27 protein-coding genes are annotated in these 25,335 nt (G+C 62.6%); 12 read left to right on the top strand and 15 right to left on the bottom strand.

The window, feature by feature from the left end; all coding sequences use genetic code 11:
• Nucleotides 1-122 precede the first annotated feature (122 nt).
• From X730_RS163220 to X730_RS1000000165680, 3 genes are read right to left on the bottom strand one after another with little or no spacing between them, the layout of a single operon-like run.
• Complete coding sequence (locus X730_RS163220) at nucleotides 123-1,124, bottom strand: rhamnose ABC transporter substrate-binding protein (RefSeq protein WP_023701576.1); 1,002 nt, start codon at nucleotides 1,122-1,124, stop codon at nucleotides 123-125.
• 46 nt (nucleotides 1,125-1,170) lie between these two features.
• Entirely contained in the window at nucleotides 1,171-2,160 is a 990-nt protein-coding gene (locus tag X730_RS163215) for an ABC transporter permease (RefSeq protein ID WP_023670040.1), read from the bottom strand.
• Nucleotides 2,157-4,718 carry an ATP-binding cassette domain-containing protein gene (locus X730_RS1000000165680; protein WP_023825362.1) on the bottom strand — a complete coding sequence of 854 codons (2,562 nt, stop codon included), beginning with the start codon at nucleotides 4,716-4,718 and terminating at the stop codon, nucleotides 2,157-2,159. Before X730_RS1000000165680 ends, X730_RS163215 begins: the two co-directional genes overlap by 4 nt.
• Before the next feature lie 187 nt (nucleotides 4,719-4,905).
• Between X730_RS1000000165680 and X730_RS163210 the strand changes: the two genes are divergently transcribed.
• From X730_RS163210 to X730_RS163180, 7 genes are all read left to right on the top strand, one after another.
• Nucleotides 4,906-6,192 carry an ROK family transcriptional regulator gene (locus X730_RS163210; RefSeq protein ID WP_023825363.1) on the top strand — a complete coding sequence of 429 codons (1,287 nt, stop codon included), beginning with the start codon at nucleotides 4,906-4,908 and terminating at the stop codon, nucleotides 6,190-6,192.
• Nucleotides 6,193-6,455: 263 nt separating this feature from the next.
• A complete protein-coding gene (locus X730_RS163205; protein ID WP_023686131.1) occupies nucleotides 6,456-7,100 on the top strand; it encodes a 50S ribosomal protein L25/general stress protein Ctc in 645 nt (214 codons plus the stop codon).
• Nucleotides 7,101-7,121: 21 nt separating this feature from the next.
• Complete coding sequence (pth, locus tag X730_RS163200; protein ID WP_023741063.1) at nucleotides 7,122-7,862, top strand: aminoacyl-tRNA hydrolase; 741 nt, start codon at nucleotides 7,122-7,124, stop codon at nucleotides 7,860-7,862.
• Between the two features lie 95 nt (nucleotides 7,863-7,957).
• The gene (gene ychF / locus X730_RS163195; protein ID WP_023686133.1) at nucleotides 7,958-9,061 is read left to right on the top strand and encodes a redox-regulated ATPase YchF; all 1,104 of its coding nucleotides are present in this window, start codon (nucleotides 7,958-7,960) and stop codon (nucleotides 9,059-9,061) included.
• A 200-nt stretch (nucleotides 9,062-9,261) separates the two neighbouring features.
• Entirely contained in the window at nucleotides 9,262-10,236 is a 975-nt protein-coding gene (gene corA / locus X730_RS163190) for a magnesium/cobalt transporter CorA (RefSeq protein ID WP_023741062.1), read from the top strand.
• A 78-nt stretch (nucleotides 10,237-10,314) separates the two neighbouring features.
• Entirely contained in the window at nucleotides 10,315-10,776 is a 462-nt protein-coding gene (locus X730_RS163185; protein WP_023670033.1) for a MaoC family dehydratase, read from the top strand.
• Complete coding sequence (locus X730_RS163180; protein WP_023749786.1) at nucleotides 10,773-11,237, top strand: MaoC family dehydratase; 465 nt, start codon at nucleotides 10,773-10,775, stop codon at nucleotides 11,235-11,237. The genes X730_RS163185 and X730_RS163180 overlap by 4 nt, the downstream gene beginning before the upstream one ends.
• Before the next feature lie 83 nt (nucleotides 11,238-11,320).
• On the opposite strand, the gene X730_RS163175 is transcribed toward X730_RS163180, so the two are convergent.
• The 5 genes from X730_RS163175 to petA all read right to left on the bottom strand — a co-directional run bounded on the left by X730_RS163175 (nucleotide 11,321) and on the right by petA (nucleotide 16,029).
• The gene (locus tag X730_RS163175) at nucleotides 11,321-11,872 is read right to left on the bottom strand and encodes an adenine phosphoribosyltransferase (RefSeq protein WP_023825364.1); all 552 of its coding nucleotides are present in this window, start codon (nucleotides 11,870-11,872) and stop codon (nucleotides 11,321-11,323) included.
• Between the two features lie 9 nt (nucleotides 11,873-11,881).
• Nucleotides 11,882-13,027, bottom strand: coding sequence for an alpha-hydroxy acid oxidase (locus X730_RS163170; protein WP_023691587.1), 1,146 nt, complete (start codon nucleotides 13,025-13,027; stop codon nucleotides 11,882-11,884).
• A 185-nt stretch (nucleotides 13,028-13,212) separates the two neighbouring features.
• Nucleotides 13,213-14,085 carry a cytochrome c1 gene (locus tag X730_RS163165; RefSeq protein ID WP_023670029.1) on the bottom strand — a complete coding sequence of 291 codons (873 nt, stop codon included), beginning with the start codon at nucleotides 14,083-14,085 and terminating at the stop codon, nucleotides 13,213-13,215.
• Nucleotides 14,086-14,108: 23 nt separating this feature from the next.
• The gene (locus tag X730_RS163160) at nucleotides 14,109-15,452 is read right to left on the bottom strand and encodes a cytochrome b N-terminal domain-containing protein (protein WP_023670028.1); all 1,344 of its coding nucleotides are present in this window, start codon (nucleotides 15,450-15,452) and stop codon (nucleotides 14,109-14,111) included.
• A gap of 16 nt (nucleotides 15,453-15,468) precedes the next feature.
• Entirely contained in the window at nucleotides 15,469-16,029 is a 561-nt protein-coding gene (petA, locus tag X730_RS163155; RefSeq protein ID WP_023670027.1) for a ubiquinol-cytochrome c reductase iron-sulfur subunit, read from the bottom strand.
• A 314-nt stretch (nucleotides 16,030-16,343) separates the two neighbouring features.
• Between petA and X730_RS163150 the strand changes: the two genes are divergently transcribed.
• On the top strand, nucleotides 16,344-16,688 hold the full coding sequence (locus X730_RS163150) for a cupin domain-containing protein (RefSeq protein WP_023683696.1): 345 nt from the start codon (nucleotides 16,344-16,346) through the stop codon (nucleotides 16,686-16,688).
• A 20-nt stretch (nucleotides 16,689-16,708) separates the two neighbouring features.
• On the opposite strand, the gene X730_RS163145 is transcribed toward X730_RS163150, so the two are convergent.
• Genes X730_RS163145 through X730_RS0132950 form a run of 6 tightly spaced genes read right to left on the bottom strand, consistent with a single transcriptional unit; the run spans nucleotide 16,709 to nucleotide 21,722 of the window.
• Nucleotides 16,709-17,017: a DUF6665 family protein gene (locus X730_RS163145; protein ID WP_023670023.1), complete on the bottom strand. Its 309-nt coding sequence runs from the start codon at nucleotides 17,015-17,017 to the stop codon at nucleotides 16,709-16,711.
• Nucleotide 17,018: 1 nt separating this feature from the next.
• The gene (locus X730_RS1000000168435; RefSeq protein ID WP_348528058.1) at nucleotides 17,019-17,291 is read right to left on the bottom strand and encodes a GNAT family N-acetyltransferase; all 273 of its coding nucleotides are present in this window, start codon (nucleotides 17,289-17,291) and stop codon (nucleotides 17,019-17,021) included.
• A gap of 50 nt (nucleotides 17,292-17,341) precedes the next feature.
• Nucleotides 17,342-17,494: a hypothetical protein gene (locus X730_RS1000000168440; RefSeq protein ID WP_245261279.1), complete on the bottom strand. Its 153-nt coding sequence runs from the start codon at nucleotides 17,492-17,494 to the stop codon at nucleotides 17,342-17,344.
• Nucleotides 17,495-17,497: 3 nt separating this feature from the next.
• A complete protein-coding gene (locus tag X730_RS163140) occupies nucleotides 17,498-19,381 on the bottom strand; it encodes an ABC transporter ATP-binding protein (RefSeq protein WP_023728258.1) in 1,884 nt (627 codons plus the stop codon).
• A 10-nt stretch (nucleotides 19,382-19,391) separates the two neighbouring features.
• Nucleotides 19,392-21,287 carry an ABC transporter ATP-binding protein gene (locus tag X730_RS163135; protein ID WP_023825365.1) on the bottom strand — a complete coding sequence of 632 codons (1,896 nt, stop codon included), beginning with the start codon at nucleotides 21,285-21,287 and terminating at the stop codon, nucleotides 19,392-19,394.
• 27 nt (nucleotides 21,288-21,314) lie between these two features.
• Entirely contained in the window at nucleotides 21,315-21,722 is a 408-nt protein-coding gene (locus tag X730_RS0132950) for a hypothetical protein (RefSeq protein ID WP_023670019.1), read from the bottom strand.
• Nucleotides 21,723-22,167: 445 nt separating this feature from the next.
• Between X730_RS0132950 and X730_RS163130 the strand changes: the two genes are divergently transcribed.
• Both X730_RS163130 and soxR read left to right on the top strand, forming a co-directional pair.
• Nucleotides 22,168-22,626 (top strand): tRNA (cytidine(34)-2'-O)-methyltransferase, encoded by a 459-nt coding sequence (locus tag X730_RS163130; RefSeq protein ID WP_023754582.1) that lies wholly within the window; start codon nucleotides 22,168-22,170, stop codon nucleotides 22,624-22,626.
• A 145-nt stretch (nucleotides 22,627-22,771) separates the two neighbouring features.
• On the top strand, nucleotides 22,772-23,218 hold the full coding sequence (gene soxR / locus X730_RS163125; protein ID WP_023683689.1) for a redox-sensitive transcriptional activator SoxR: 447 nt from the start codon (nucleotides 22,772-22,774) through the stop codon (nucleotides 23,216-23,218).
• Here the strand turns inward: soxR and X730_RS163120 are convergent.
• Nucleotides 23,215-23,472 carry a hypothetical protein gene (locus X730_RS163120; RefSeq protein ID WP_023683688.1) on the bottom strand — a complete coding sequence of 86 codons (258 nt, stop codon included), beginning with the start codon at nucleotides 23,470-23,472 and terminating at the stop codon, nucleotides 23,215-23,217. The two genes, soxR and X730_RS163120, sit on opposite strands and share 4 nt — an antisense overlap.
• Nucleotides 23,473-23,747: 275 nt before the next feature.
• On the opposite strand from X730_RS163120, the gene hemF reads away from it, so the two are divergent.
• Nucleotides 23,748-24,662: an oxygen-dependent coproporphyrinogen oxidase gene (gene hemF, locus X730_RS163115; RefSeq protein WP_023754583.1), complete on the top strand. Its 915-nt coding sequence runs from the start codon at nucleotides 23,748-23,750 to the stop codon at nucleotides 24,660-24,662.
• A 238-nt stretch (nucleotides 24,663-24,900) separates the two neighbouring features.
• Nucleotides 24,901-25,161, top strand: coding sequence for a DUF1344 domain-containing protein (locus X730_RS163110; RefSeq protein ID WP_023754584.1), 261 nt, complete (start codon nucleotides 24,901-24,903; stop codon nucleotides 25,159-25,161).
• Nucleotides 25,162-25,335: the final 174 nt, after the last annotated feature.

Consider the following 25,335-nt stretch of genomic DNA (forward strand, 5'->3'; position numbering starts at 1 on the left):
CGCCCGCAAAGCCTTGGGAGGCTTAGAGCAATTCCAGGAAAAGTGTGACCGGTTTTCCGTCCGGAATTGCGTAAAACAAAGGGATAGAGCGGTTCGCCGTTTCCGTGAAACGGTGAAACGCTCTAGAACTTGAACTCGGCCAGGTTTTCCGGCGTCACGATCTTGGCCGGGCCGAGGATCAGTTCACCGCTGGCGCCGATCGTGTACTCGCCGAGCCTGCCTGCCGTGAACTTCTCACCTTCCTTGCCGGTGATCTTGCACTGCGCCAGCGCCTGGGCCGCCTGATAGGTCAGGTAGCCGAGATCGGTGACATTCCACCAGATATCCTGGGCAGCGCCATCCTTGATGTATTTCGAAATCAAAGTGGCCGGCGCAAGGCCGGTCAGCTTGACCTTGCCGATCATACCGGCTTCCTCGAGTGCGCGCGCGGCCGCCGGAAGGCCTATGCCTGCCGGCACGATGATCACCTTGAGATCCGGAAACGCCTGCACCAGCGCCAAGGCCTGCTGCTGGTTGACCTGCTCGCTCTCCTCGCCATAGGCGACCTGCACCAGTTTCATCTTGGCGTATTTCGGCTCTGCCGCCATCTTCGCCTTCATGAAGTCGATCCAGGCGTTCTGGTTGGTCGCCGTCGGCGTCGACGACAGGATGGCGAACTCGCCTTCGCCGCCGCTGAGGTTGAATGCGCTTTCCAGCATCATTTCGGCCAGACTGTCGCCCTTCACCTGGTTCACGAACACCGCGCGCGCATCGGCCGCGACGTCGGAATCGTACGAGATCACCCGGACGCCTTGCTGAACGGCGCGCTTCAGCGCAGGCGCAACGGCATTGGCGTCGTTGCCGGCGATAGCGATGACGCCGACCTTCTGCGACACAAGGCTGTTGATGAATTCGATCTGTGCCTCGGCCGTCGCCTGCGACGGGGCGACCTGGGTGGCGGTGCCGCCAATTTCCTTCGCCGCCTCTTCGGCGCCGCCGAAAGCCACCTTGAAGTAGGGATCGGTGTCGAGCTTGGGCAGGAAGCCGACGGTCACCGGTTCCTTGGCGCATTCCTGGCTGTAGGCCAGCGAGGCCGGCGCAAGCAGAACCGCGGATGCGAGCAGGGCTATTCTAAACGCTTTCATTGTGTCTCCTCCGTCAGAATTCGGGCTTGAAGAAAGGGGCCCGAGATCACCCCTTGGTTTCGCGCAGGACGCGCGATCTTGACAGCCGCTCCTCCAGGGAGCGCCAGTAATTGCCGACCAGCAGCGAGCCGATCAGAAGCAGGCCGATGATCATGCCTTGAGCGTCGCCGCCGATCTGGTTGAGCGCCAGCACATTTCGGATGATGGCGATCAACAGCAGCGCCAGCATGACCCCCGTGAGCCGCCCCTTACCACCGAAGACGCTGACGCCGCCGAGCAGCACGATGGTGATGACATCGAGCTCCATGCCGAGCGCATTGTTGGCGCGGGCGTTGGAGAGGCGCGCGGTGTAGACGATGCCGGCGATGGCTGCGACCATGCCCGAAACAACGAACAGCTTCAGCACCATTTTGCGCGTATCGATGCCGGAATAACGCGCCACTTCGGGGCTGCCGCCGAGCGCATAGATGCGCTTGCCGGTCGGCGTCTTCTGCAGCACCACCGCGAAGATCGGCGCCAGCAGCAGGAACGGCACGATGGTCCACGGGATTTGTGTGCCCGGCAGATTGCTGATGCCGAAATCGACGACCGCCGGCGGCAATATGTTGACCGAACCGGTGCCGAGCAGGATGTAGCCAATGCCTCGATAGAGCGCCATGGTGCCGAGCGTCACCACCAGCGACTGCAGCCCCAGCCCTGAAACCAGATAGCCATTGAAGGCGCCGAGCAGGCCGCCGAAGACCAGCGTCAGCGGAATGGCCGCCAGCGTCGGCACGCCGCCCTGGACGAGCAGGCCAAACACCACGGATGTCAGCGCCAGCACCGAGGCGATCGACAGGTCGATCTCGCGGGTGATGATGAGCAGCGTCATCGGCAGGATCAGCAACGCCTTTTCCGAGGCGCTTGCGGCCAATTGCGAGAGGTTGAAGCCGGAGACGAAATTCGGCACGAAGACCGCCGCATAGATAAAGACGGCGAGGCAGGCGGTCGCCAGCAGCAGATCCCAGAAGTCGATCGAGCGGATAAACTTTCTCATCTCGCCCTCGCCTGTCTCGCCTGTTCGGCGCGCCGCACGATGAAGGTGTCGATGCCGATGGCAACCAGGATCACCAGGCCATAGACGCCCTGCAGCCAGAGCGGATCGACGCGCACCAGCGTCAGCCCGTTCTTGATGACCAAGAGCGTGAGCGCGCCAAGGATGATGCCGAGCAGCGTGCCCGAGCCGCCGCGGATGGCGACGCCGCCGACCACCGCAGAGGCGATCACCGTGAGTTCGAAGCCGAGCGCGACGCGGGCATCGATGGTGGCGTAGCGCGAAGCCCACAGGGCGCCGCACAGGCCGCCTAGCAGGCCGGCCATGCCGAAGGCCAGCAGGATGCGCCGGTCGACCGGAATGCCGATCAGCCTTGCGCCGTCCGGGTTGGAACCGGTGGCAAACAGCTCGCGCCCGGTTGCGGTGCGATAGAGCAGCACATAGCCGGCGCACAGGATGACAATAGCGATGATGACGATCAGCGGCACGCCTGCGATCTTCAGCCCGGTCATGTCGAGCCAGGCTTGCGTGACTTCGTCGGCGCTGACCTGGTCGCCCGCCGCCCAGATCGAGTTGAAACCGCGGAAGATCGACATCGAAGCCAGCGTAACGACGATGGCCGGGATCTTTCCCCTGGTAACGACAAGGCCGTTGAGCAGTCCGGCAAAGCCGCCGACCGCGCAGGCGGTGATCAGGCCGATGCCGATGTCCAATCCGGGATAGGCCTGAACCATGCTGGCCGCCATATAGGCGGAGAGGCCGATCACAGCTGCGATCGACAGGTCGATGTTGCGGGTGATCAGCACCAGCATCTGCGCCAGTGCGGCGACAATCAGCAAGGCCGCGTCCATCGACACAGCGGTGAGGTTCGCCGCGCTCACCATGCGCGGGTTGATGATGGTGACCGGAATGGCGACGGCGAGCATCGCCGCAAGCAGGCCGAATTCCCGCCGCTTCAGAAAATCGAACGGTCCTTTTGCCTTTTCCTCCTCGGCGGCGCGTTCTATCTGCGCTGCCTGGCCGGCACGTTCATCGGTCCTGGTCGCCGATTCCAGTACCTTTTCCTGCGTGGCTTGCCCGCGCGAAAACTCAGCAGTCTGGCGGCCTTCGCGCAGCACGATAATGCGGTCGCACATGCCGATCAGCTCGGGCATCTCTGACGAGATCAGCAGGATCGCCATGCCTTGCGCGGCAAGGTCAGCGATCATTGCATGCACTTCCGCCTTGGTACCGACATCGATGCCTTGCGTCGGCTCGTCGAGGATGAGCACGCGCGGCTCGGTGCGCAGCCATTTGGCCAGCACCACCTTCTGCTGGTTGCCGCCGGATAACTCTTTCACCGGCTGCCCGTAGCCGGAAAAGCGCAGCTTCATGCGCTTCAGCCAGTCCGCCACCAGACCGATGGCGCGGTCGGTGCCGTAGAGACCGCGTTGTGCGGCCTTGTCGAGAACAGGTAGCACCGCATTGTCGAGGATGGAGAAATCCATCACCAGGCTCTGGCCCATGCGATCTTCCGACACATAGGCGATGCGCGCATCCATGGCGTCGCGCGCCGAGGCGAACTGCACGGGCTTGCCGTCGATCAGGATTTCGCCGGCGTCGGGCCGGTCGATACCGAACAGCACGCGCGCAATCTCGGTGCGTCCGCTGCCGACCAGGCCGCCAAGCCCCAGCACCTCGCCGGCGTGAAGCTTGAGGTCGATACCGGCAAACCCGCCGGCGCGCGAAAGTCCCTTCGCCTCCAGCACCAGCGCGCCTGAGGCATGGCGCCGTTCGGGATAGAGGTCGGTGACTTCACGCCCGACCATCATGCTGATGGCGGCAGCACGGCCAAGCTCGGCCTTCGGCTTGACGCCGATCAGGCGCCCGTCGCGCAGCACCGCGATGCGGTCGGCGATGCGGAAGATCTCGTCCATACGGTGGCCGACGAACATCATCGCCACGCCGTGCAGCCTGAGATCGGCAACGACGGAAAACAGCCGCTCGACCTCGCGCTGCGACAGCGCCGCCGTCGGTTCGTCCATGATCAGCACGCGCGCATCCAGCGATAGCGCCCGGGCTATTTCGACCAGTTGCTGTTCTGAGGTACGCAGGGTTCCCAGCCGCGTTGCCGCCGGCACGTCGAGCCCGACGGTCGCCAGCACCTTGCGCGCGCCGGCCAGCATGGCGGCATTGTCGATGCCGCCAAAGCGGTCGCGCGGCATGTGGCCGAGATAGATGTTCTCCGCCACCGACAGATCGGGAAACAAGCCAGGATGCTGGTGCATGACCGCAATGCCGGCCGCCTGCGCGTCATGCGGCGAATGGAAGACGGCTGATTTGCCGTCAACCTCGACATGACCGCTGGTGGGAGAATGCACACCGGCCAGAAGCTTCACGCAGGTGCTCTTCCCGGCGCCGTTTTCGCCAAGCAGCGCCAGCACCTCGCCGGAGCGCAATTCGAAGGAGGCGTCCTTGAGCGCAATCGTGCCGCCGAAAGCCTTCGTCGCCTGAACCAGGGCAACAGGAACAGCCCGCACCACCGCAGCGTCGGCTTCGCTTTGTGTGCCCGAGTGCAGCACGTCTCCTCCCTGACTAGTTATTTTTTCAATTTGCTATATTAAATAGCGCAAAGGCGCAACGGCAAAATTGACTTCCATGGTTCCGACGCGCACTGTCGCCTCTCGCACAGGCGTCGCAGGATGCTTCGGTCGAAGGTGGTTTCGGCCTCTTGCGGTAAGAACGGCGACATTTGAGGAGACGCGGGTTTTGTCAGGGAAAGGCAGCAATTCTGTCAAAGTTCGCCACTACAACGAGCGTTTCGTGCTCGACGCCATCCGTCGCCTCAAGGAAGCCTCCAAGTCCGATCTGGCGCGCGCGGCCAGCCTGACGCCGGCGGCCGTCGCTGCCATCGTCGACGGCTTGGAATCATCCGGATTCGTAAAGCAAGTGGGAAAAAGGTTCGGGCAACGCGGATCGCCCTCCACGCTTTACCGGCTGACACCGGAACGCATCTACAGCGTCGGCATCAAGATCGGCCGGCGTGCGCTTGAAGCCGTTCTGGTCGACTTCGCCGGTGAAATCCGCGCAAGAGAGTCGCACGAATACCGCTTCCCCGATCCTGATCTGGTGCTGAAGGCCGGCAACATGGCGCTGGCCACCTTCGAAAAGCTGGTGGATGGGCTTGGCGATGCCAGCATCGTCGGCGTCGGCATTGCCTCACCCTATTTCCTCGGCGGCTGGAGCGAGGAACTCGGCTTTCCCGACGATCTCGGCAGCCGCTGGGAGGCGATCGACCTGACGACATGCTTTGCCACGCCGGCGAAGACGCCGGTGTTCGTGGAAAACGACGCCACGTCGGCGGCGCTGGCCGAACTTGTCCAGGGCGCCGGCGCCCGCTTCCGCGATTTCATGCACATCTCGATCGACACTTTTGTCGGCGGCGGCCTGGTGCAAGGCGGCAGGGTCCATACCGGGCCGCATGGCAACAGCGCTGCCCTCGGACCCTTGCCGGTCTCGCCCTCAAGCCTCGATTCGGTGGCGGCGAAGCCTGCGCGCTACCAGAGCCTGCTGCATCGCGCCTCGATCTATGTGCTGGTCAATCACCTGAGGTCGCGCGGCGTGGTGATCAACCGCGTGCGAGAGCTCGATCCGTTGCCGCCCGAGGCGCGCGCGCCCTTGTTCGAATGGATCGACGATTGCGCGAGCGCGCTGGTCGAGGCGATCATCGCCATCACCTCCATCATCGATATCGAGGCCATCGTTCTCGACTCGATCCTGCCCAGGCCGATCCATCTCGAACTGCTGGCAAGGGTGCAGGCCCAGTTCAACCAGGCCAGCGCCATCGGCATCGTGGCGCCGGAGATCGTGCCGGGGCAATTCGGCCCCGAAGCGTCCTCGATCGGCGCCGCCATGCTGCCGTTCTCGGCGCTGCTGGCGCCCGACAGCGGCGTGCTCATGATCGGCAAGGACCGGACGAAACTGCTGAGCGCTCTGTCCACGCTCGGTGGCGCCAAGGGAAACGGATCAAATCCGCCCACCGACCTGCCGGCCTGAGCGCAATGCGGCGCCCAACGCAGGCATCGGCCACCCTTGCCCGCCATGGCTTGCACCCTTTCCCGCCTTCCGCTATAGAGCCGCCACCCGCGTAGACACCCTTGGAGGCAACGCGGCGGAAGGCTGCCTTCCCTTGTGATCCCGAACAAAGCTCCGCGTATGCGGTTTCTGGCATTCGGACATCCAGGCCTGGCGGCTTTCGACGTTTACGGTCCAGGCACACTGCCACCGCAAACGCTCCATAAAACGCGAAAGGAAATGCCATGAGCCACGATACTTACGAGCTCAAGGCCGAAGCGCGCGAACAGGTCGGTAAGGGGTCCGCCCGTGCAGTTCGCCGCAACGGTAAAGTGCCTGCAGTTATCTACGGCGACAGACAGCCTCCCCTGGCGATTGCGCTGAACTACAAGGACGTCTTCTACAAGATCCATGGCGGCGGGTTTTTGACCACGATCGCCACGATCGATGTCGACGGCAAGAAAATCCAGGTTCTGCCCAAGGATTTCCAGCTCGACCCGGTCAAGGATTTCCCGGTCCATGTCGACTTCCTGCGCATCGGCAAGGACACCGAGGTCAACGTCGACGTGCCCGTGCACTTCATCAATGAAGACAAGTCGCCCGGCATCAAACGCGGCGGCGTGCTCAACATCGTGCGTCACGAAGTCGAGTTCCACTGCCCGGCCAATGCGATCCCGGAATTCATCACCGTCGATCTCACCGGCGCCGACATTGGCGATTCGATCCACATCTCGGCGGTTACATTGCCGGCCGGCGTCAAGCCGGTGATCTCCGATCGCGACTTCACCATCGCGACCATTGCCGGCTCCTCGGCGATGAAGCCGGAGACGGAAGAGACGGCGGAAGCGGCAGCCCCCGAAGCGGCGGCTCCTGCTGCCGAAGAGAAGTAATTTTCGAGCCCGGAGCGCACGATGCTTGTCTTTGCAGGCCTCGGCAATCCGGGCGCGAAATACGCTGATAACCGGCACAATGTCGGCTTCATGGCGGCGGACGCAATTGCCCGCCGCCATTCCTTTTCGCCCTGGTCGAAGAAGTTCCAGGGCCTGATCGCCGAAGGCACGATTGCCGGCGAGAAGATTCTCCTGATCAAACCGCAGACCTTCATGAACCTGTCGGGACAGCCGGTCGGCGAAGCCTTGCGCTTCTACAAGCTCGGCCCCGAGGCGCTGACCGTCTTCTACGACGAGATCGACCTGCCGGCCGGCAAATTGCGGGTCAAGGTCGGCGGCGGCGCCGGCGGCCACAACGGCATCCGCTCGCTCGACCAGCATGTCGGCAAGAATTTTCGCCGCGTGCGCATCGGCGTCGGCCACCCCGGTGTCCCGGAAATGGTGCACGGCCATGTCCTAGGCGACTTCGCCAAGGCCGACCGCGGGTGGCTGGACGTGCTGCTCGACACCATCGCCGACGATGCCGGACTGCTGGCCAAGGGCGAAGACAGTTCCTTCATGAACCGCATCACGCTGGCGCTTCGCGACAAGCTCGTGCCGACCAGCGACGACGACCGCCCGCCGCCCAAGGCGCCGAACACGCAGAGCCCGAAAGCCCAGAGCCACATCCGCCAGGCACGGCCACAGCAGGCGCCGGCCAAGCTGCCGGAAAGCGGCCCTATGGCCGCCATGCTGAAGAAACTGTTCGGCAAGAAGGACTGAGCGTCGATAGGATCGGGACTGCGGGGCTTGACGTTGCTCACCCCTATCGCCCATAGCCCTCATCAAATTTCTAGTTTCCCGATAGGACCGGACACATGGGTTTCAAATGCGGCATCGTTGGCTTGCCCAACGTCGGCAAGTCGACGCTTTTCAACGCATTGACCAGGACGGCGGCGGCGCAGGCCGCCAACTATCCGTTCTGCACCATCGAACCGAACACCGGCGAGGTGGCGGTGCCTGATCCGCGGCTGCAGAAGATCGCCGCAATCGCCAAGTCTAAGGAGATCATCCCGACCCGCATCTCCTTCGTCGACATCGCCGGCCTGGTGCGCGGCGCCTCCAAGGGCGAAGGGCTGGGCAACCAGTTCCTCGCCAACATCCGTGAGGTCGACGCCATCGTGCATGTGCTGCGCTGTTTCGAGGATGACGACATCACCCATGTCGAGGGCAAGATCGACCCTGTCGCCGACGCCGATACGGTCGAGACCGAGCTGATGCTCGCCGACCTCGACAGCCTCGAGCGCCGCATCGTGCAGATCCGCAAGCGCGCCGGCAGCAAGGACAAGGAAGCAACCACCGTGCTGCCGATGATGGAGGCCGCACTCGAGCTCCTCCAGGCCGGCAAGCCGACCCGCATCCTGCTCAACGGCATTTCAGCGGAAGACCTGCGCATCCTGCAGGGACTGAACCTCTTGACCTCGCACCCCGTGCTCTATGTATGCAACGTCGCCGAAGCCGACGCCGCCACCGGCAACGAGCACACCAGGGCCGTGGAAAAGATGGCGACCGCGCAGGGCGCCGGCACCGTGGTGATCTCAGCCGCGATCGAAGCCGAAGTCGCCCAGCTCTCCGACGAGGAAGAGATGGAGTTCCTGTCCTCGCTCGGCCTCGACGAACCTGGCCTCAACAAGGTCATCCGCGCCGGCTACGATCTGTTGCATCTCATCACCTATTTCACCGCCGGGCCGAAGGAGACCCGCGCCTGGACGATCCACAAGGGCGACAAGGCCCCGCAGGCGGCCGGCGTCATCCACACCGATTTCGAGCGCGGCTTCATCCGCGCCCAGACCATCGCCTATAACGACTACGTCACACTGGGCGGCGAAGTGGCGGCCAAGGAAGCCGGCAAGGCGCGCGACGAAGGCAAGGAATATGTCGTCCAGGATGGCGATGTCCTGCTGTTCAAGTTCAACACCTGAGGCGCCGCGGCTGGCGCGCTGACGGCGACCGATCACGGCTTCGTCAAGTGGAGGAGCCGGCATGCCGCTTCGCTTGACTGCCCTTGGCACCGGGTCTATGGCCGTTTGCATGCGACTTGGCCATCCCCGTGGGAACGGCGGCGCGTGCAAGACCCATCGCTATTAAACGAAACCTTGGGCTCAACCAACGGAGACCGGCGATGATCAAGGCCTTCGTCGTCGACAATGATCGCCTGCGCCTCGCCGACGATCTCGTGGCCAATGGCGATCAGGTCGTCTGGGCCGACCTTCTCAACCCGACCAAGGAAGAAGAAGCGACGATCGAGACCTGGCTCGGCGTTGCCATCCCGACGCGCGAGGAGATGGAGGAGATCGAGATTTCGAGCCGCCTCTACATCGAGGACGGCGCCTACTTCATGACCGCCACCTTGCCGGCGCAGACCGAAATCGATGATCCCTTGATGTCACCGGTTACCTTTGTGCTTGCCGGCCCGAGACTGGTCACCATCCGCTATCATGAGCCGAAGGCGTTCAAGACCTTTCCCCTGCGCGCCGAGAAGGTGGCGACAGGCTGCACCACCGGCAACACCATCCTGATCGGCCTGCTGGAGGCGATCGTCGATCGCCTAGCCGATATTCTCGAACGCGCCGGCCGTGACATCGAGACGATCTCGCGCGATATCTTCGAAGCGCGGTCGACTAAGGTGAACAAGCGCAATCGCGACTTCCAGGAACTGCTCAAGGCCATCGGCCGCAAGGAGGACATTGCCTCCTCGATCCGCGACAGCCTTATCTCGCTGCAGCGCCTCACCGGCTTCCTTGCCCATGTCGCGACCCAGATCAAGATGAGCAAGGACGTCCGCGCCCGCATCAAGACAGTATCGCGCGACGTGCTGTCGCTCGCCGACCACGCCACCTTCCTGTCGCAGAAGATCTCGTTCCTGCTCGACGCGACGCTCGGCATGATCTCGATCGAGCAGAACGCCATAATCAAGATCTTCTCGGTCGCCGCCGTCATCTTCCTGCCGCCGACGCTGGTGGCTTCGATCTACGGCATGAATTTCGACGTCATCCCGGAGCTGAAATGGGAGCTCGGCTATCCCTTCGCCATCGGCCTGATGATCCTGTCGGCGATCCTGCCGTTCTGGTATTTCCGCCGCCGCGGCTGGTTGTAGGCCCAATAGAATTCGCTTGACCAAACGCCGCCCGGACGGCATCCGGATGCCCGGTGATCGTACAACCGGATTGGGATCATGACCGCAAAAAGCTGGGCCTACGAGGATTTCACCGAGGGCGCATCGATCGACCTCGGCGCCAAGCAGGTGAGTGCGGCCGAAATCATCGAATTCGCCACCGAATTCGACCCGCAGCCGATGCATCTCGACGAAGCCGCCGGCAAGGCCAGCATCCTTGGCGGCTTGGCCGCCTCCGGCTGGCACACCTGCGCGATCTTCATGCGCATGCTGTGCGACGCCTTCCTGCTCGACTCGACCGCGCAAGGCGCGCCCGGCATCGACCAGGTCAAATGGAAGAAGCCGGTGCTGGCCGGCGACACACTGGCCGGCAGCACCAGCGTGCTTGCCAGGCGCCTGTCGAAATCCAGGCCTCAGCTCGGCCTCGTCACCTTGCGCAGCGAACTGTTCAACCAGCGCGGTGAAAGCGTCTTCGAACTTGAGAACACTGTCATGTTCTTGACCCGCGAGGCCGGCGCATGAGCCTCGACGCGTTCTTCCGCATCGGCGAAACCATCAACCTCGGTTCGCACACATTCGAAACCGAGGCGATCAAGGCGTTCGCCTGCAAATACGATCCACAGGTCTTTCATGTCGACGAGGAGGCGGCGAAGAAAAGCGTGTTCGGCCGCCTCTGCGCCTCAGGCTGGCACACCGCGGCCACCTGGATGAAGCTCAATCTCAAAAATCCTATGGACGCTTCTCAATGGACCGGACCCGGCCCGGTACCAGAATTCGGCCCCTCCCCCGGCTTCAGGAACCTGAAATGGCCAAAGCCGGTCTATGCCGGAGAAACCGTCACCTTCATGCGCACGGCCCTGTCCCACCGCCCGCTTGCCACCCGCCCCGGCTGGCGCCTGCTGGCGCTGCGCTCGGAAGGTTCCGATTCGGCAGGCGACAAGGTGCTGGAGTTCGACAGCGCCGTGCTGGTGAAGGCTGGGTAGTGAATAGTGAGTAGTGAGTATTCAATATCAGAGTGTGTGAGTAAGCCTAGCGCCTGTCATTGAACGCTGACATTCACTATTCACTATTCACTAATCCCCTCAAACCCGATCAACGTCCGCACCGGCACGCCCAGCGCTTCGAGCTTCGCCCGTCCGCCGAGATCCGGCAGGTCGATGACGAAGCACGCGGCAAGAATATCGGCGCCGATCTGCCTTAGCAGCTTGACCGCCGCCTCCGCCGTGCCGCCGGTCGCGATCAGGTCGTCAACCAGGATCACCTTCTCGCCCGGCGCAACGCCGTCCTTGTGCATCTCCATCTCGTCCAGCCCGTACTCCAGGCTGTAGGCGACGCGTACCGTCTCGTAAGGCAGCTTGCCCTTCTTCCGGATCGGCACGAAACCGGCCGAAAGCTGGTGCGCGACCGCACCGCCGAGGATGAAGCCGCGTGCCTCGATGCCGGCGATCTTGTCGATCTTCTGCCCGGCATAGGGATGCACCAGCTCGTCGATGGCGCGGCGGAAGGCGCGCGCATTGCCGAGCAAAGTGGTGATGTCGCGAAACAGGATGCCGGGCTTGGGGTAGTCCGGAATGGTGCGGATCGCGGCGAGCAGCGTGTCTTCGAGCGAGGATTTCATGGGTCGAGATTACCTGAAACGGAGGTTGTTGCGCGACAATTGTTCGATCGAACTGCAGCCCATCAGCTTCATGCCGCGCTCGATCTCGACCCGCATCTGCTCCAGCGCCCGCTCGACGCCCGGCTGTCCGGCCGCCGCCAAGGGGAACAGATAGTAGCGGCCGACGCCAACAGCCTTGGCGCCGAGCGACAGCGCCTTCAGCACATGGGTGCCGCGCTGCACGCCGCCATCCATGATGACGTCTATTCTGTCGCCGACGGCATCGACGATCTCGGCCAGTTGGTCGAACGCCGCCCGCGAGCCGTCCAGCTGCCGGCCGCCATGGTTGGACAGCACAATGCCGCTGCAGCCGATCTCGACGGCGCGCTTGGCATCCTCCACCGACATGACGCCCTTGAGGCAGAACGGACCTCCCCACAGTCTGACCATCTCGGCAACATCGTCCCAGGTCATCGACGGATCGAGCATCTCGGTGAAGTAGCGGCTGATCGACATCGTGCCGCCGCCCATGTCGACATGCTCGTCGAGCTGCGGCAGCTTGAACCCCTCATGGGTGAAATAGTTGATCGCCCAGCCCGGCTTCAGCGCGAACTGCAGCATGCCGGCAAGGTTGAGCTTGAAGGGGATGGCAAAGCCGGTGCGCTTGTCGCGCTCGCGGTTGCCTCCGGTGATGCTGTCGACGGTCAGCATCATCACTTCGACTCCAACCGCTTTCGCCCGCTGCATCATCGCCCGGTTGAGGCCGCGATCCCGGTGGAAATAGAATTGGTAGACCTGCGGGCTGCTGCTGATCTTGCGCGCTTCCTCAAGACTGACAGTGCCGAGCGAGGACACGCCGAACATCGTGCCGAATTTGGCCGAAGCCTTGGCCACCGCGCGCTCGCCTTGATGATGGAACAGCCGCTGCAAGGCGGTCGGCGAGCAATAGACGGGCATGGCCAGCTTCTGGCCCATCACCGTCACCGACATGTCGATCTCGCTTACCCCGCGCAGCACGTTGGGAACGAGGTCGCAGCGCTCGAAACTCTCGGTGTTGCGGCGATAGGTGACCTCGTCGTCGGCCGCGCCATCGATGTAGTTGAAGATTGGGCCCGGCAACCGCTGCTGGGCCATGCGCCGGAAATCGGAAAAGTTGTGACAGTCGCGTAGCCGCATCATCGATCCAAATGCCCCTCTAGCCGGCGATCCGCCGGGCGCACGTGCAATACCAATCGCATGGCGCCGTGCCAACGGACTTCTTACTGGACGGCTGCTGTGCCAAGACGCGAACCATGTCCGGTTTGGCAAGCAAAAAGGGCGTCCGAAGACGCCCTTTCCATTTCCGAGGAATAAGATGCTGCTTAGTGCGCCACGCCTTCCCACACCTTGCGCTTGGTCAGATACATCAGCGCCCCGAACAGAAGCAGAAACACCAGCACGCGGAAGCCGGTCTTCTTGCGGTCTTCCATGTGCGGCTCGGCCGCCCACATCAGGAACGCCGAGACGTCGCGCGAATACTGGTCGATCGTCTGCGGCGAACCGTCATCGTAGGTGACCTGGCCGTCAGAGAGCGGCTTGGGCATCTTCAGCGACACGCCGGACATGAAGTATGGATTGTAGTGGGTGCCTTCGGGGATCACCATGCCGGCAGGTGGCGTCTCGTCGTAGCCGGTCAGCAGCGAATGGATGTAGTCCGGGCCGCCCTGCGCATATTGCGTGAAGATGTCGAAGACGAAGCGCGGGAAGCCGCGCTCGACGCCGCGCGCCTTGGCCAGCAGCGACATATCCGGTGGGGCAGCGCCGCCGTTGGAAGCGGCAGCCGCCTCCTCATTGGCGAACGGCGCCGGGAAATGGTCTGACGGCTTGCCCGGCCGGTCGAACATGTCGCCGGCATCGTTGGGTCCATCATGGATGGTGTACTCGGCCGACAGGGACTTGATCTGCGCTTCCGAATAGCCGAGGTCCTCCAGCGTGCGGAACGCCACCAGATTCATCGAGTGGCAGGCCGAGCAAACTTCCTTGTAGACCTTCAAGCCACGCTGCAGCTGCGCCTTGTCGTAGGTGCCGAACGGACCGGCAAAAGTCCAGTCCATCTCCTTCGGCTCGTGGATCGGGAAATGCGTCGGTGCCGCCGCGTTGTGCGCCTCTTCAGCGGCGATCGCCACACTGCCGACGGCTCCGATGCCAGCGGCAAACACGCCTAGCAGGGCGAGCGAGGTGAGAATCTTTTTCATGCCAAATCCCCTTAGATTCTCACTCAGCCTTTGGTTTCCGGCGCCGCGGTCGCACCGGCCGGATGTCCCCCTCCGGCACCCTTGTTCTTCTCCAGCACCGCCTCGGTGATCGAATTCGGCAGTCTGCGTGGCGTCTCGATCAGGCCAAGCACCGGCAGGATGACGAGGAAGAAGGCGAAGTAGAACAGTGTCGCCGCTTGAGCGTAGCCAACGTAGTTGCCCGAGACCTCACCTATCAGGAGGGTCAACAGACCGCCGCCTTCCGCCGGCTGCGAGCCAAGCCAGCCAAGCAGGACAGCGTCGGCGACGAACAGCCAGAAGAACAGCTTGTACCAGGGCCGGTAGACCGCCGAGCGCACCTTGGAGGTGTCGAGCCACGGCACCAGGAACAGCATGACGATGGCGCCGAACATGCACAGCACGCCGCCGAGCTTGGAGTTGATCGGCCCGATGTTGAAAGTGATGGCGCGCAGGATCGCGTAGAACGGCAGGAAGTACCATTCCGGCACGATGTGGGCCGGCGTCTTCAGCGGGTTGGCGATCGTGTAATTGTCCGGATGGCCGAGAAAGTTCGGCAGGTAGAAGACGAAATAGGCGAAGAAGAACAGGAACACGATCATGCCGAATGCATCCTTGATGGTCGCATAGGGCGTAAAGGCAACGGTGTCGGTCTTCGATTTCACCTCGATGCCGGTCGGGTTCGACTGGCCGACCACGTGCAGCGCCCAGACGTGCAGCACGACGACGCCGGCAATCATGAACGGCAGCAAATAGTGCAGCGCAAAGAAGCGGTTGAGCGTCGGGTTGTCGACGGCGAAACCGCCGAGCAGCAGTTCCTGGATCCAGTTTCCGACCAGCGGAATGGCGCTGAAGAAGCCGGTGATGACGGTGGCGCCCCAGAAGCTCATCTGACCCCAGGGCAGCACATAGCCCATGAAGCCGGTCGCCATCATCAGCAGATAGATGATGCAGCCGAGGATCCACAGCAGCTCGCGCGGCGCCTTGTAGGAGCCGTAATAAAGCCCGCGGAAGATGTGGATGTAGACGGCGACGAAGAAGAACGAGGCGCCGTTGGAATGCATGTAGCGCAACAGCCAACCGGAATTGACGTCGCGCATGATCTTCTCGACCGAATTGAAGGCGAGATTGGTGTCGGCGGTATAGTGCATGGCGAGCACGATACCGGTCAGGATCTGCGCCACCAGCATGATCGTGAGGATGCCGCCGAAGGTCCACGCATAGTTGAGGTTGCGCGGCACCGGATAAGCGATGAAGCTGTCATAGACCATGCGCGGCAGCGGCATGCGGGCGTCGAACCAGCGTTCGATACCGGTCTTGGGCGTATAGGTCGAGTGTCCCTCGCTCATCGAATTATCCCCTGCCTCAACCAATAAGGATTTTGGTATCGGAAATGAACTTGAATACCGGCACGGCCATATTTTCCGGCGCCGGGCCTTTGCGGATGCGGCCGGCGGTATCGTACACCGAACCGTGGCACGGGCAGAACCAGCCGCCGAAATCGCCTTCCTGGCCAAGCGGAATGCACCCCAGATGCGTGCAAACCTGCACCATCACCATCCAGGCTTCCTTGCCGGGCGTGGTGCGGTTGGCGTCGGTCGCCGGCGCATCGGCGGGCAGATTGGCGTTGCGGGCAATAGGATCCTTGAGGTCGGCAAGGTTCACGGCCTCGCCGTCCTTCATCTCCTGCTCGGTGCGGTTGCGCACCACGACCGGCTTGCCGCGCCATTTGACGATCAGCGACATGCCAGGCGTCAGCGAGGCGACGTCGACCTCGACCGAGGCCAGCGCCAGCGTCGAGGCATCGGGGCGCATCTGGTCGATGAAGGGCCAGGCAACGGCGCCTGCGCCAACCACTGCGGCCATGCCGGTGGCGACGTAGAGAAAATCACGACGGTTGGGATCCTGGGTGTCGGTTGCGCTCACGGGTGCCTGATCCTTTCGCCTCTTCCGAGCCGGCGGCCGAGCTTTGTCCCCGCTCCATCGCGCCGGCCCGACAGCGCATGGCGAACAAGCTAGCGAATTCCTCCGGCATTTGGATTTCGGTTTATGCGTGAAGCCCGTTTTTGTCCAGCGGGCTGAAGCCACAAGGGCAGATTGTCGCGGGGACAGAACAGCGCGTCAGTTGGCCAGATGCCCAAAGGTCGGCAAAGGCGGCTAAACAACAGGGAAATATCAGCAAATCCGAGGCTCCCCGCCTCTCTCGACAGGACAGGTTGCCGTGATCTAGTCTCGCCGGCATGGCACATATTATCGACCGCGAGACCTGGACCAGGACGCCCGGCCGCTGGCAGGGCGAACTGCAATGCGGCGCCTACGACTCCAACTCCTGCCTGATTTTCAACTATCAGGAAGAGATTGGCGGCGGCCCGCGCCTGCACACGCATCCCTATTGTGAAATCTTCATCATCCGGCAAGGCACCGGCCTGTTCACGATCGGCGACCAGCAGATAGAGGCCACGGCCGGCCAGATCCTGATCGTGCCGCCCGATACGCCGCACAAATTCACCAATCTTGGCCCAGGCCCGCTCGAAACGACCGACATCCACGAAAACGGCAGCTTCATCACCGAATGGCTGGAATGATTGTTGCCGGCTGGTGACCTCTAGCTTGCACCGAGCCTGACCAGCACGGCCCTTGGGATATCGTATTCGCGGATGGCCGACTCATGCCGGCGCAGGCCGCAGAGTTCACGCTGGATGAAATAGGCGTGCACCGCCGCGGCAGCCTCCTTGAGCAGCCGCGGTCGCTGCTCCTCGTCGCCGTTGTTCTGACGGAGCTTGGCCAGCGTTTCCTCGACCCGTTGGCCGGCACGGCCGAGCGCTGCGGCCTTTTCAGCCAGTATCTCATGGCCGAGGGCGTCGAACGCGGCTTCGGCAGCCGAGGCGCCTAGGGATGGCGGACGCAGTGACATCTCAGCCTCCTTTTCTGTCTTGAGAGAGCATCATGCGGTGCGTGACGAATTCTTCGCTCACCACCGGCTGGAAACCAAGCCGTTCATAGAACCCAAAGGCTTCTTGTGGCGCGCGGGTGTTCAGCACGGCAAAATGCTGACGTGCCCTGTCAATGACGGTCTCGACCAGCATGCGGCCAATGCCGCTGCGGCGATGACGCGCGCTGACGAACAGGTGCCTGACCCGGCCGTGGTCCCTGCCTTCGAAATAAGGATCGATGTTCAACCCGCACACACCAGCGAGTTCTCGGCCATGCCATGCACCAAACAGCGCCTCGCCTCGTTTCAGGAACTTGTTGCGGCGCCCGCCCAGCCATCCGCCAGCCGCACCAGCATCCAGTAGCCTTCCAGCCGGCTCTCCTCCTTCAGCGCATCGAAGGCCGGCGCGGTTGGCCGCAGCCGCTTGAGGACGTAGCCGATATCAGGCGACGCTGCCATGCCCTACTCCGCCGGCCGTGTCTCTTCCAGCACGCTTTCCTCGTGGTAGAGGAAGCCGCCGGACTGCCGCTTCCACAGCCGCGCATAGAGCCCGTCGAGCGCCACCAGCTCGTCATGCGTGCCCTGTTCGACGATGCGGCCTCCGTCCAGCACCACAAGACGGTCGAGCGCGGCGATGGTCGACAGCCGGTGCGCTATGGCGATGACCGTCTTGTTCTCCATCAGCCTGGCCAGATTCTCCTGGATCGCCGCCTCGATGTCGGAATCGAGCGCCGAGGTCGCCTCGTCGAGGATCAGGATCGGCGCATCCTTGAGGAAGACGCGGGCGATCGCGACGCGCTGGCGCTGGCCGCCCGACAGTTTCACGCCGCGCTCGCCGACAAAAGCCTCGTAGCCGGTACGGTCCCGGTTGTCGCGCAGGCCCAATATGAACTCGTGCGCCTCGGCCTTCTTCGCCGCCGCGATCACCTCGGCCTCGGTCGCGTCCGGCATGCCGAGCTTGATGTTGTCGCGCAGCGAGCGGTGGAACAGCGCCGTGTCCTGGCTGACCACACCGATATTGGCGCGCAGTGAGTTCTGCGTCACCTCGGCGACGTCTTGCCCGTCGATCAGGATTTTGCCGCTCTCGAGGTCGTAGAGGCGCAGGATGAGGTTGGCGAGCGTCGTCTTGCCCGCGCCCGACGGCCCGACCAGCCCGACCTTCTCGCCAGGCTTGACCACAAGGTCGATGCCATTCAGCACGCCAAAACCCTTGCCGTAGTGGAACTCGACATTCTTCACCTCGATGCGGCCGCCGGCGACGACAAGCTCTTTCGCATCCGGCGCATCGACAAGGCCAAGCGGCTGCGAGATCAGCGCCTTGGAGTTTTCCAGGACGCCGAGATTTCGCAATATGCCGTTGAGCTGCATCATCACGCGCCCGAGCAGCATGTTGAGCCGCAAGACCAGCGACAGCGTGAACGCGACGGCGCCGACGGTGATCGACCCTTCGACCCAGAGATAGACGGCAAAGCAGCCAATCGCGGTGATCATGATGCCCGACAGCGTCGTCAGCGCCATGCGCACGCCGGTCAGCCGGCGGGTGAAGGGCCGTAGTGCATCGAGATAGATGTCGAAGCCGTTCTTGATGTAGCGGTCGTCGCCGTCGGCCGAGAATAGCTTCAGCGTCTGCACGTTGGAATAGGAATCGATGATGCGCCCATTGATCATCGAGCCAGCTTCAGCCGTGGCCTCGGCATGCCTGCGGATCGAGGGCAGATAGAGCTTGGCCAGCCAGGCGAACGCGAGGATCCAGATCACCACCAGCACGGCCAGGCGCAGATCCAGCCCGGCGACCAGCGCCAAGGTCGTCACCGTATAGATGAGCATGAACCAGATGACCTCGATGAAGCTCTCCATCAGGTCGCCGGTCGCCTGCCCCGCCTGCCAGACTTTTGTCGCGATACGGCCGGCGAAATCGTTCTGGAAGAAGGTGTAGGACTGGCGCGATACGTGCCGGTGCGCCTGCCAGCGCACCAGATTGTAGAAGCCCGGCGTGATCGTCTGTTCGTTGACCAGCGCCGACAGGCCGACGACGACGGTGCGGATGACCGCCACCACGACGATCATGAACACCAGTTCAGGACCGGCGGCGGTCCACAGCGCGTGCCAGCTGCGCTCGCCAGGAAGCTGGTCGAGAATATCGACCAGCCGCCCGACGAAGTAGAAAAGCCCGGCCTCGATCAGCGGCGCGATGCCGCCGATGACAAGCATGGCGAAGAAGGCGAACTTCGCCTGGCCGACATAGTGCCAGAGGAAGCCGCCGACGCTTGACTGCGGCCGAAGGTCCGCCGGCTCCCTGAACGGATAGACCCAGTTCTCGAACCAGCGATAGACGGCTGTCATCATGCTGACGTCATCACTCTGCGGCTTCACCCTTCACGCCGATGTCGTTGGCAACAGCGTCATTGGCGGCATCGACCGGACCGTCGTCGAGCAGGAACCCGCCCGACTGGCGCTGCCAGAGCTGCGCGTAGAGCCCGCCGCTGGCGACGAGTTCCTCGTGCGACCCCTCCTCGATGACACGGCCCTTGTCGAGGACGACGAGCCTGTCCATTGCCGCGATGGTCGACAGCCGGTGCGCAATGGCGATGACGGTCTTGCCTTGCATGAGCTTGTAGAGATTCTCCTGGATGGCGGCCTCGGCTTCGGAATCCAGCGCCGACGTCGCTTCGTCAAGGATAAGTATCGGTGCGTCCTTCAACATAACGCGAGCAATGGCGATGCGTTGCCGCTGGCCGCCGGACAATTTGACGCCGCGGTCGCCGACATGAGCGTCGAGCCCTTTACGTCCTGTGTGATCCGAAAGCCTGCCGATAAACTCCAGCGCCTCGGCCCGCCCGGCTGCCTCGACAAGCATTTCCTCCGTCGCATCGGGCCGCCCGTAAAGGATATTGTCGCGCACAGAACGATGCAGCAGCGAGGTGTCCTGCGTCACCATGCCGATCTGCGCGCGCAGCGAATCCTGCGTCACCGAGGCGATCTCCTGGTCATCGATCAGAATCCGGCCGTTTTCGAGGTCGTAGAACCGCAACAGGAGATTGACCAGCGTCGACTTGCCCGCACCCGAGCGCCCGACAATGCCGACTTTCTCGCCGGGCTTCACCGTCAGCGACAGGTTCTCGATGACGCCCTTCTGCTTGCCATAGTGGAAACGAATGTCGTCGAAGCGGATCTCGCCCTTGGTGACGGCAATGTCCTTCGCCCCCGGCCGGTCTTCGACCAGGCGCGGCAGCGAGATCGAGGCGATGCCGTCTTGCACCGTGCCGATGTTTTCGAACAGGCTCGACATTTCCCACATGATCCACTGCGACATGCCCCACATACGGAGCACGAGGCCGATGACCACGGCGACGGCGCCGATCGTCACCGCCTGGCCGAGCCACAGCCACAGCGCCGTCGCCGTCACCGAAAACAGGAGCAGCGCGTTGAGGATATAGAGCAGGCCGTAAAGCACCGTCACCAGCCGCATCGACCGGTAGACCGTGTCAAGGAAGCCTGCCATGCCTTCTCTCGCGAACGTTGCTTCGCGCCGTGCATGGGAAAACAACTTGACCGTCTGGATGTTGGTGTAGCTGTCAACGACGCGGCCGGTCATAGTCGAGCGCGCATTGGCCTGCGCCTCCCCGACCTTGCCCAGCTTCGGGATGATATAGCGCAACAACCCGATATAGCCGAGCAGCCAGACGCCGAGAGGTGCCGCCAGCCGCAAATCGGCCGAGCCGACGATGAACAGCATGCCGAGGAAATAGACGATTACGTAATTGAGCACCTCAATCACCTTGATGACGCATTCGCGCACGGCGAGTGCCGTCTGCATCAGCTTGGTGGCGATGCGGCCGGCGAATTCGTCCTGGTAGAAGCTCATCGACTGCTTCAAGAGATAACGATGCACCTGCCATCGGATGCGCATGGGGTAGTTGCCCATCAGCGTCTGCTGGTTGAGCAAAGAATGCAGCCATACTGTACCTGGCAGCGCGAACAGCACGACGAAGGCCATGCCGGCGAGCTTCCAGCTCTCGGTCTGCAGGAAGGTTTCGCGGTTCTGCCCGGACAGCCAGTCGACGATGTGGCCCATGAAGCCGAACATCCACACTTCCGCGATGGCAATCGCCGTCACCAGCACCGCGTCGAGGATGATGTATGGCCAGGCGCCGCGGGTATAATGCACGCAGAAGGCAACCAGCGTCTTCGGCGGCTCGACCGGTTCCGCTGCGGGGAACGGATCGAGCCTTCTTTCAAACCAGCTAAACATAGTGATGCTCACAAAACTTTTGTCCGCTCATGCGGCGCGGGAAAAATCCCCGGGGCGCTCCGCGTCCCCAGACCGTACGTCGGCGGGGACCGACGGCCCGGAATCACCCGGGCCATCGGTCCTGCTTCGCGCAATATAGGGACTTGCGGGCTTTTCACCGACAGAAGCCTTCGACTGAGCTGACGGCACGCCGCCGCCAGTCCGGTTTTTCGCGCCCGGCCGGATCAGCCGGATGATCCGGCGCACCAGCGACGGCCGGCTGTGGTCGGGAACCGCACGCGAGAAATCGACATCCGGCAACATGCCGCGATGCGGACGCCGGCGCGTCTGGGCGTGAACCGCCGACGAATAGGTCTCGCCGACCAGCAACGCCCAGGTCGCCGTCTTGCGTTCGTGCAGGCTTCTTGAACCCGGTATCTTATAGGGATCGAACATCGGTCCGTCCTCCGTGTGAAAATAGACATAAAAAGGCGAAGCAATGTCGTGCGCCGGCGTTCGGCCGGAGGCACGGATTGTATCCGTCGAGACACGAGGATAGGCCTCGGTCGCGACATGCTCAGCTGGGGCGCTTGGCCCCTTTAACCGGTTGAAAAACATCGCAGGATTCCTTCGAGAGCCGAAAATTGGCTTCGGCGGGAATCGGTGCGATCAGATCCAAGAAATCAGGTAAATCGTCGTACCGAAACCGCCAGCAGGCAGGTAAGCCCACGGGAGGGGCGCTGGATGTGCATGGTCATCATGAAATACCCCTCCATCGGTTCGGGTTGACAATGCGTGCGGTATAATCGACTTCGCAGAAAATGGCCACCCGCAGGTCCAGCAATTTCCAAAACCAGCCACCCGCTGTGGCCGATCTGCCACTTATTAGAAAGACGCGGAAATGAACCACCGTCTCCGCATCGCCCTCTACCAGCCTGACATCTCCGGCAACACCGGAACTATCCTGCGCTTCGCCGCCTGCCTCGGCCTTGGCGTCGACATCATCGAACCAGCCGGGTTTCCGCTCTCCGACAAAGCGCTCAAGCGCGCCGGGATGGACTACCTCGAAATGGCTGCCCTGACCCGCCATGTCGACTGGAACGCCTTCGAGGATTGGCGCAAGGGCGAAGCCTGCCGGCTGGTGCTGCTCACCACCAAAGCCGCGACCCCCTATGCGGGCTTCAGCTTCGCCCAAGGCGACATCCTGCTGTTCGGCCGCGAATCCGCTGGGGTGCCGGATCCTGTCCATCAGGCGGCGGATGAGCGGCTGACGATCCCGATGCAGCCGGGCACGCGCAGCATCAACGTCGCGCTGTCCGTCGCCATGGTCGCCGGTGAAGCCATCCGGCAGCTCGGCTAGACCTTCAGCGCGTTGTCGTCATCGCCAACGGCCGTTGCGTCTTGCATCATTCTCACCCAGGCGCACATCGCCTTCTCCTCAGTTGGCCTATCGACGTTTCCTGGCTACAAGCTCAACTTAAGTTGAGGTCAAGCGGAAAATCGAGATGGCTCCGGTAAAGGAATTGACGGTCGGCCAGGTGGCGATGCGCAGCGGCGTGGCGGTGTCGGCGCTGCATTTCTACGAGGCGCGCGGGCTGATCCGCAGCCACCGCACGTCGGGCAACCAGCGGCGCTATGGCCGCGACGTGCTGCGGCGGGTGGCGATCATCCGGATCGCCCAGGAGGTCGGCATTTCGCTGGCCGAGATCGGCGCCGCACTTGAATCGCTCCCAGAAGGCCGCACCCCGACGCGCGAGGACTGGAACCTGTTGTCGACCGGCTGGCGCGACGACCTCGATCGCAAGATCACTCAGCTAAAGAAGCTGCGCGACGGCCTGACCGACTGCATCGGCTGCGGCTGCATGTCGATCGACAAATGCCCGCTGCGAAACAGGGAAGATCGCTTGAGTGCGCAAGGGCCGGGCGCAAGGCGACTGCTGGTGGGATCCTAATCCGCCGCCGGCAGCCGCCGTATGGTGAATTCTATGACATCGCCCGGCCGTTCGAACCAGCTTTCGATCTCGGTCCAGTAGGCCTGCTTGGGAAAGCGTTCGAACCATTCCTTGGCTTTGAGCCGCGCATCGGGGCGCGGCAAGACAAAGGTCTCCCGCAAAAACCCGTCACGCGGCATGCGCTCGCGCTCGGCGCGTGAACGATCGAGCCTTTTCTTCAGGCCATGCAGCGGCGGTCTTGCCGGCGTGCGCATGAAAGAACTCCTGGGCCGAACCAGATGACACTTGACCCTTGCCCCTAAGAGATTAGGGATCGCGCCCGGAAAAGGCTAGTGGTCCGATTCCAACATTCGCCTCCCTAATCCCCAGGCGCCGTTGCGAATGTTGGAATCACAAGGACCACTAGCAAGTTTATGTTTCTAGCAGAGTTTTCGAATTTGACATTTGCGTCGTGCCCTGCGCCACGCTGTCTGCAAATGTCAAATTCACTCCACTAGGTCCTTTGTCGGCTGCGACCGGAGACAGCATTTTGGAACGACCAGAAATACCGGCAGGCCTGCCAGCCGACATCGAACAGAAGAAGATGAAGGCCAGGCTCTGGTTCGAGACGCTGCGTGAGCGCGTTTGCACAACCTTCGAGCAGATCGAACAGGAACTGCAGGGACCACTGGCCGAATGGTCGCCCGGCCGCTTCGAAAAGACGCCGTGGGAACGCGACAATGGAAAGGGCGGCGGCGGCACCATGTCTATGATGCGGGGCCGCGTCTTCGAGAAGGTCGGCGTCCATACTTCGACCGTCTATGGCGAATTCTCGCCCGAATTCAGGAAGCAGATGCCCGGCGCCGAGGAAGACCCGAGCTTCTGGGCATCAGGCATTTCGCTGATTGCGCATCCCTGGAACCCCAACGTGCCGGCCGTGCACATGAACACCCGCATGGTCGTGACGTCGCGCCACTGGTTTGGCGGCGGCGCTGACCTGACACCGGTGCTTGATCGCCATCGCACCGAAGACGACCCCGATACCATCGCCTTCCACCGCGCCATGCAGTTCGCCTGCGAGAAGAATGCCGGTGTCGCCGACCACCCGAAGTTCAAGGCCTGGTGCGACGAGTATTTCTATCTGCCGCACCGCCACGAGCCGCGCGGCGTCGGCGGCATCTTTTTCGACTGGCTGCATTCGGGGGAGGAGAAAGGCGGCTGGAATGCCGATTTGAACTTCGTCCAGGATGTCGGGCGTTCTTTCCTTGTCGTCTACGGCCACCTGGTTCGCGCCCATTTCAACGAGAACTGGACCGACGACGACCGCGACGAGCAGCTCATTCGCCGCGGCCGTTACGCAGAATTCAACTTGCTTCACGATCGCGGCACCATTTTCGGCCTGAAGACCGGGGGCAATGTCGCCTCGATCCTGTCCAGCCTGCCGCCGGAGGTCAGGTGGCCGTAAACTATCGGTGAGCGCAACGTGAGCCGCATTGACGTCCCATTCGCCGAATCTGGGCAGCCAATGTGGCATCGCCATTATCTTTTTCGTCTAATAGGCAATTGAAATAAAAAGACTATTTGTCGTTTCGGGCCGGGAAGCGCCGGCGGTTCAGTCCCGAACCGCGACACGACGCTACCGGACGGCCCTGAACAAGGCGGAGCATTTTCCAAACGGATGCCCGCATTTCCAGGAGTATTACATGCGAAAGCTCATTGTTTCGGCAGCCGCCGCTGCCCTTCTCGCTTCCGGTTCGGTCGCCTTTGCCGCCGTCAAGCACACCACCGGTACGGTCAAGACCTATGATGGCACGGCCATGAGCCTTGTTCTGGACGATGGATCCACCTTCACGCTGCCCCAGACCTTCAAGGATCCAGGCTTGAAGGCCGGCGAAAAGGTCCGCGTTTCCTGGGACATGAGCGGCAAGAACAAGGTTGCCGAGTCCGTCAAGATCGAGAAGTGACCGGGACAAGACCGAACGTTCTCGCCTTGGCTTAGCCCGGCAAGAGGGGCGGAGCAGCGCTGCTCCGCCTTTTTCGCACCCACGGCAACCAAAATGGTCGAACCGTGTTATGCTAGCTCCCCCGTGCGTGCCCCCGAAACCGACTGCTGTGACAGGGCGCGGAACAGAGATGGC

It is taken from the genome of Mesorhizobium sp. L103C131B0 (assembly GCF_000502275.1).
Taxonomy (GTDB): domain Bacteria; phylum Pseudomonadota; class Alphaproteobacteria; order Rhizobiales; family Rhizobiaceae; genus Mesorhizobium.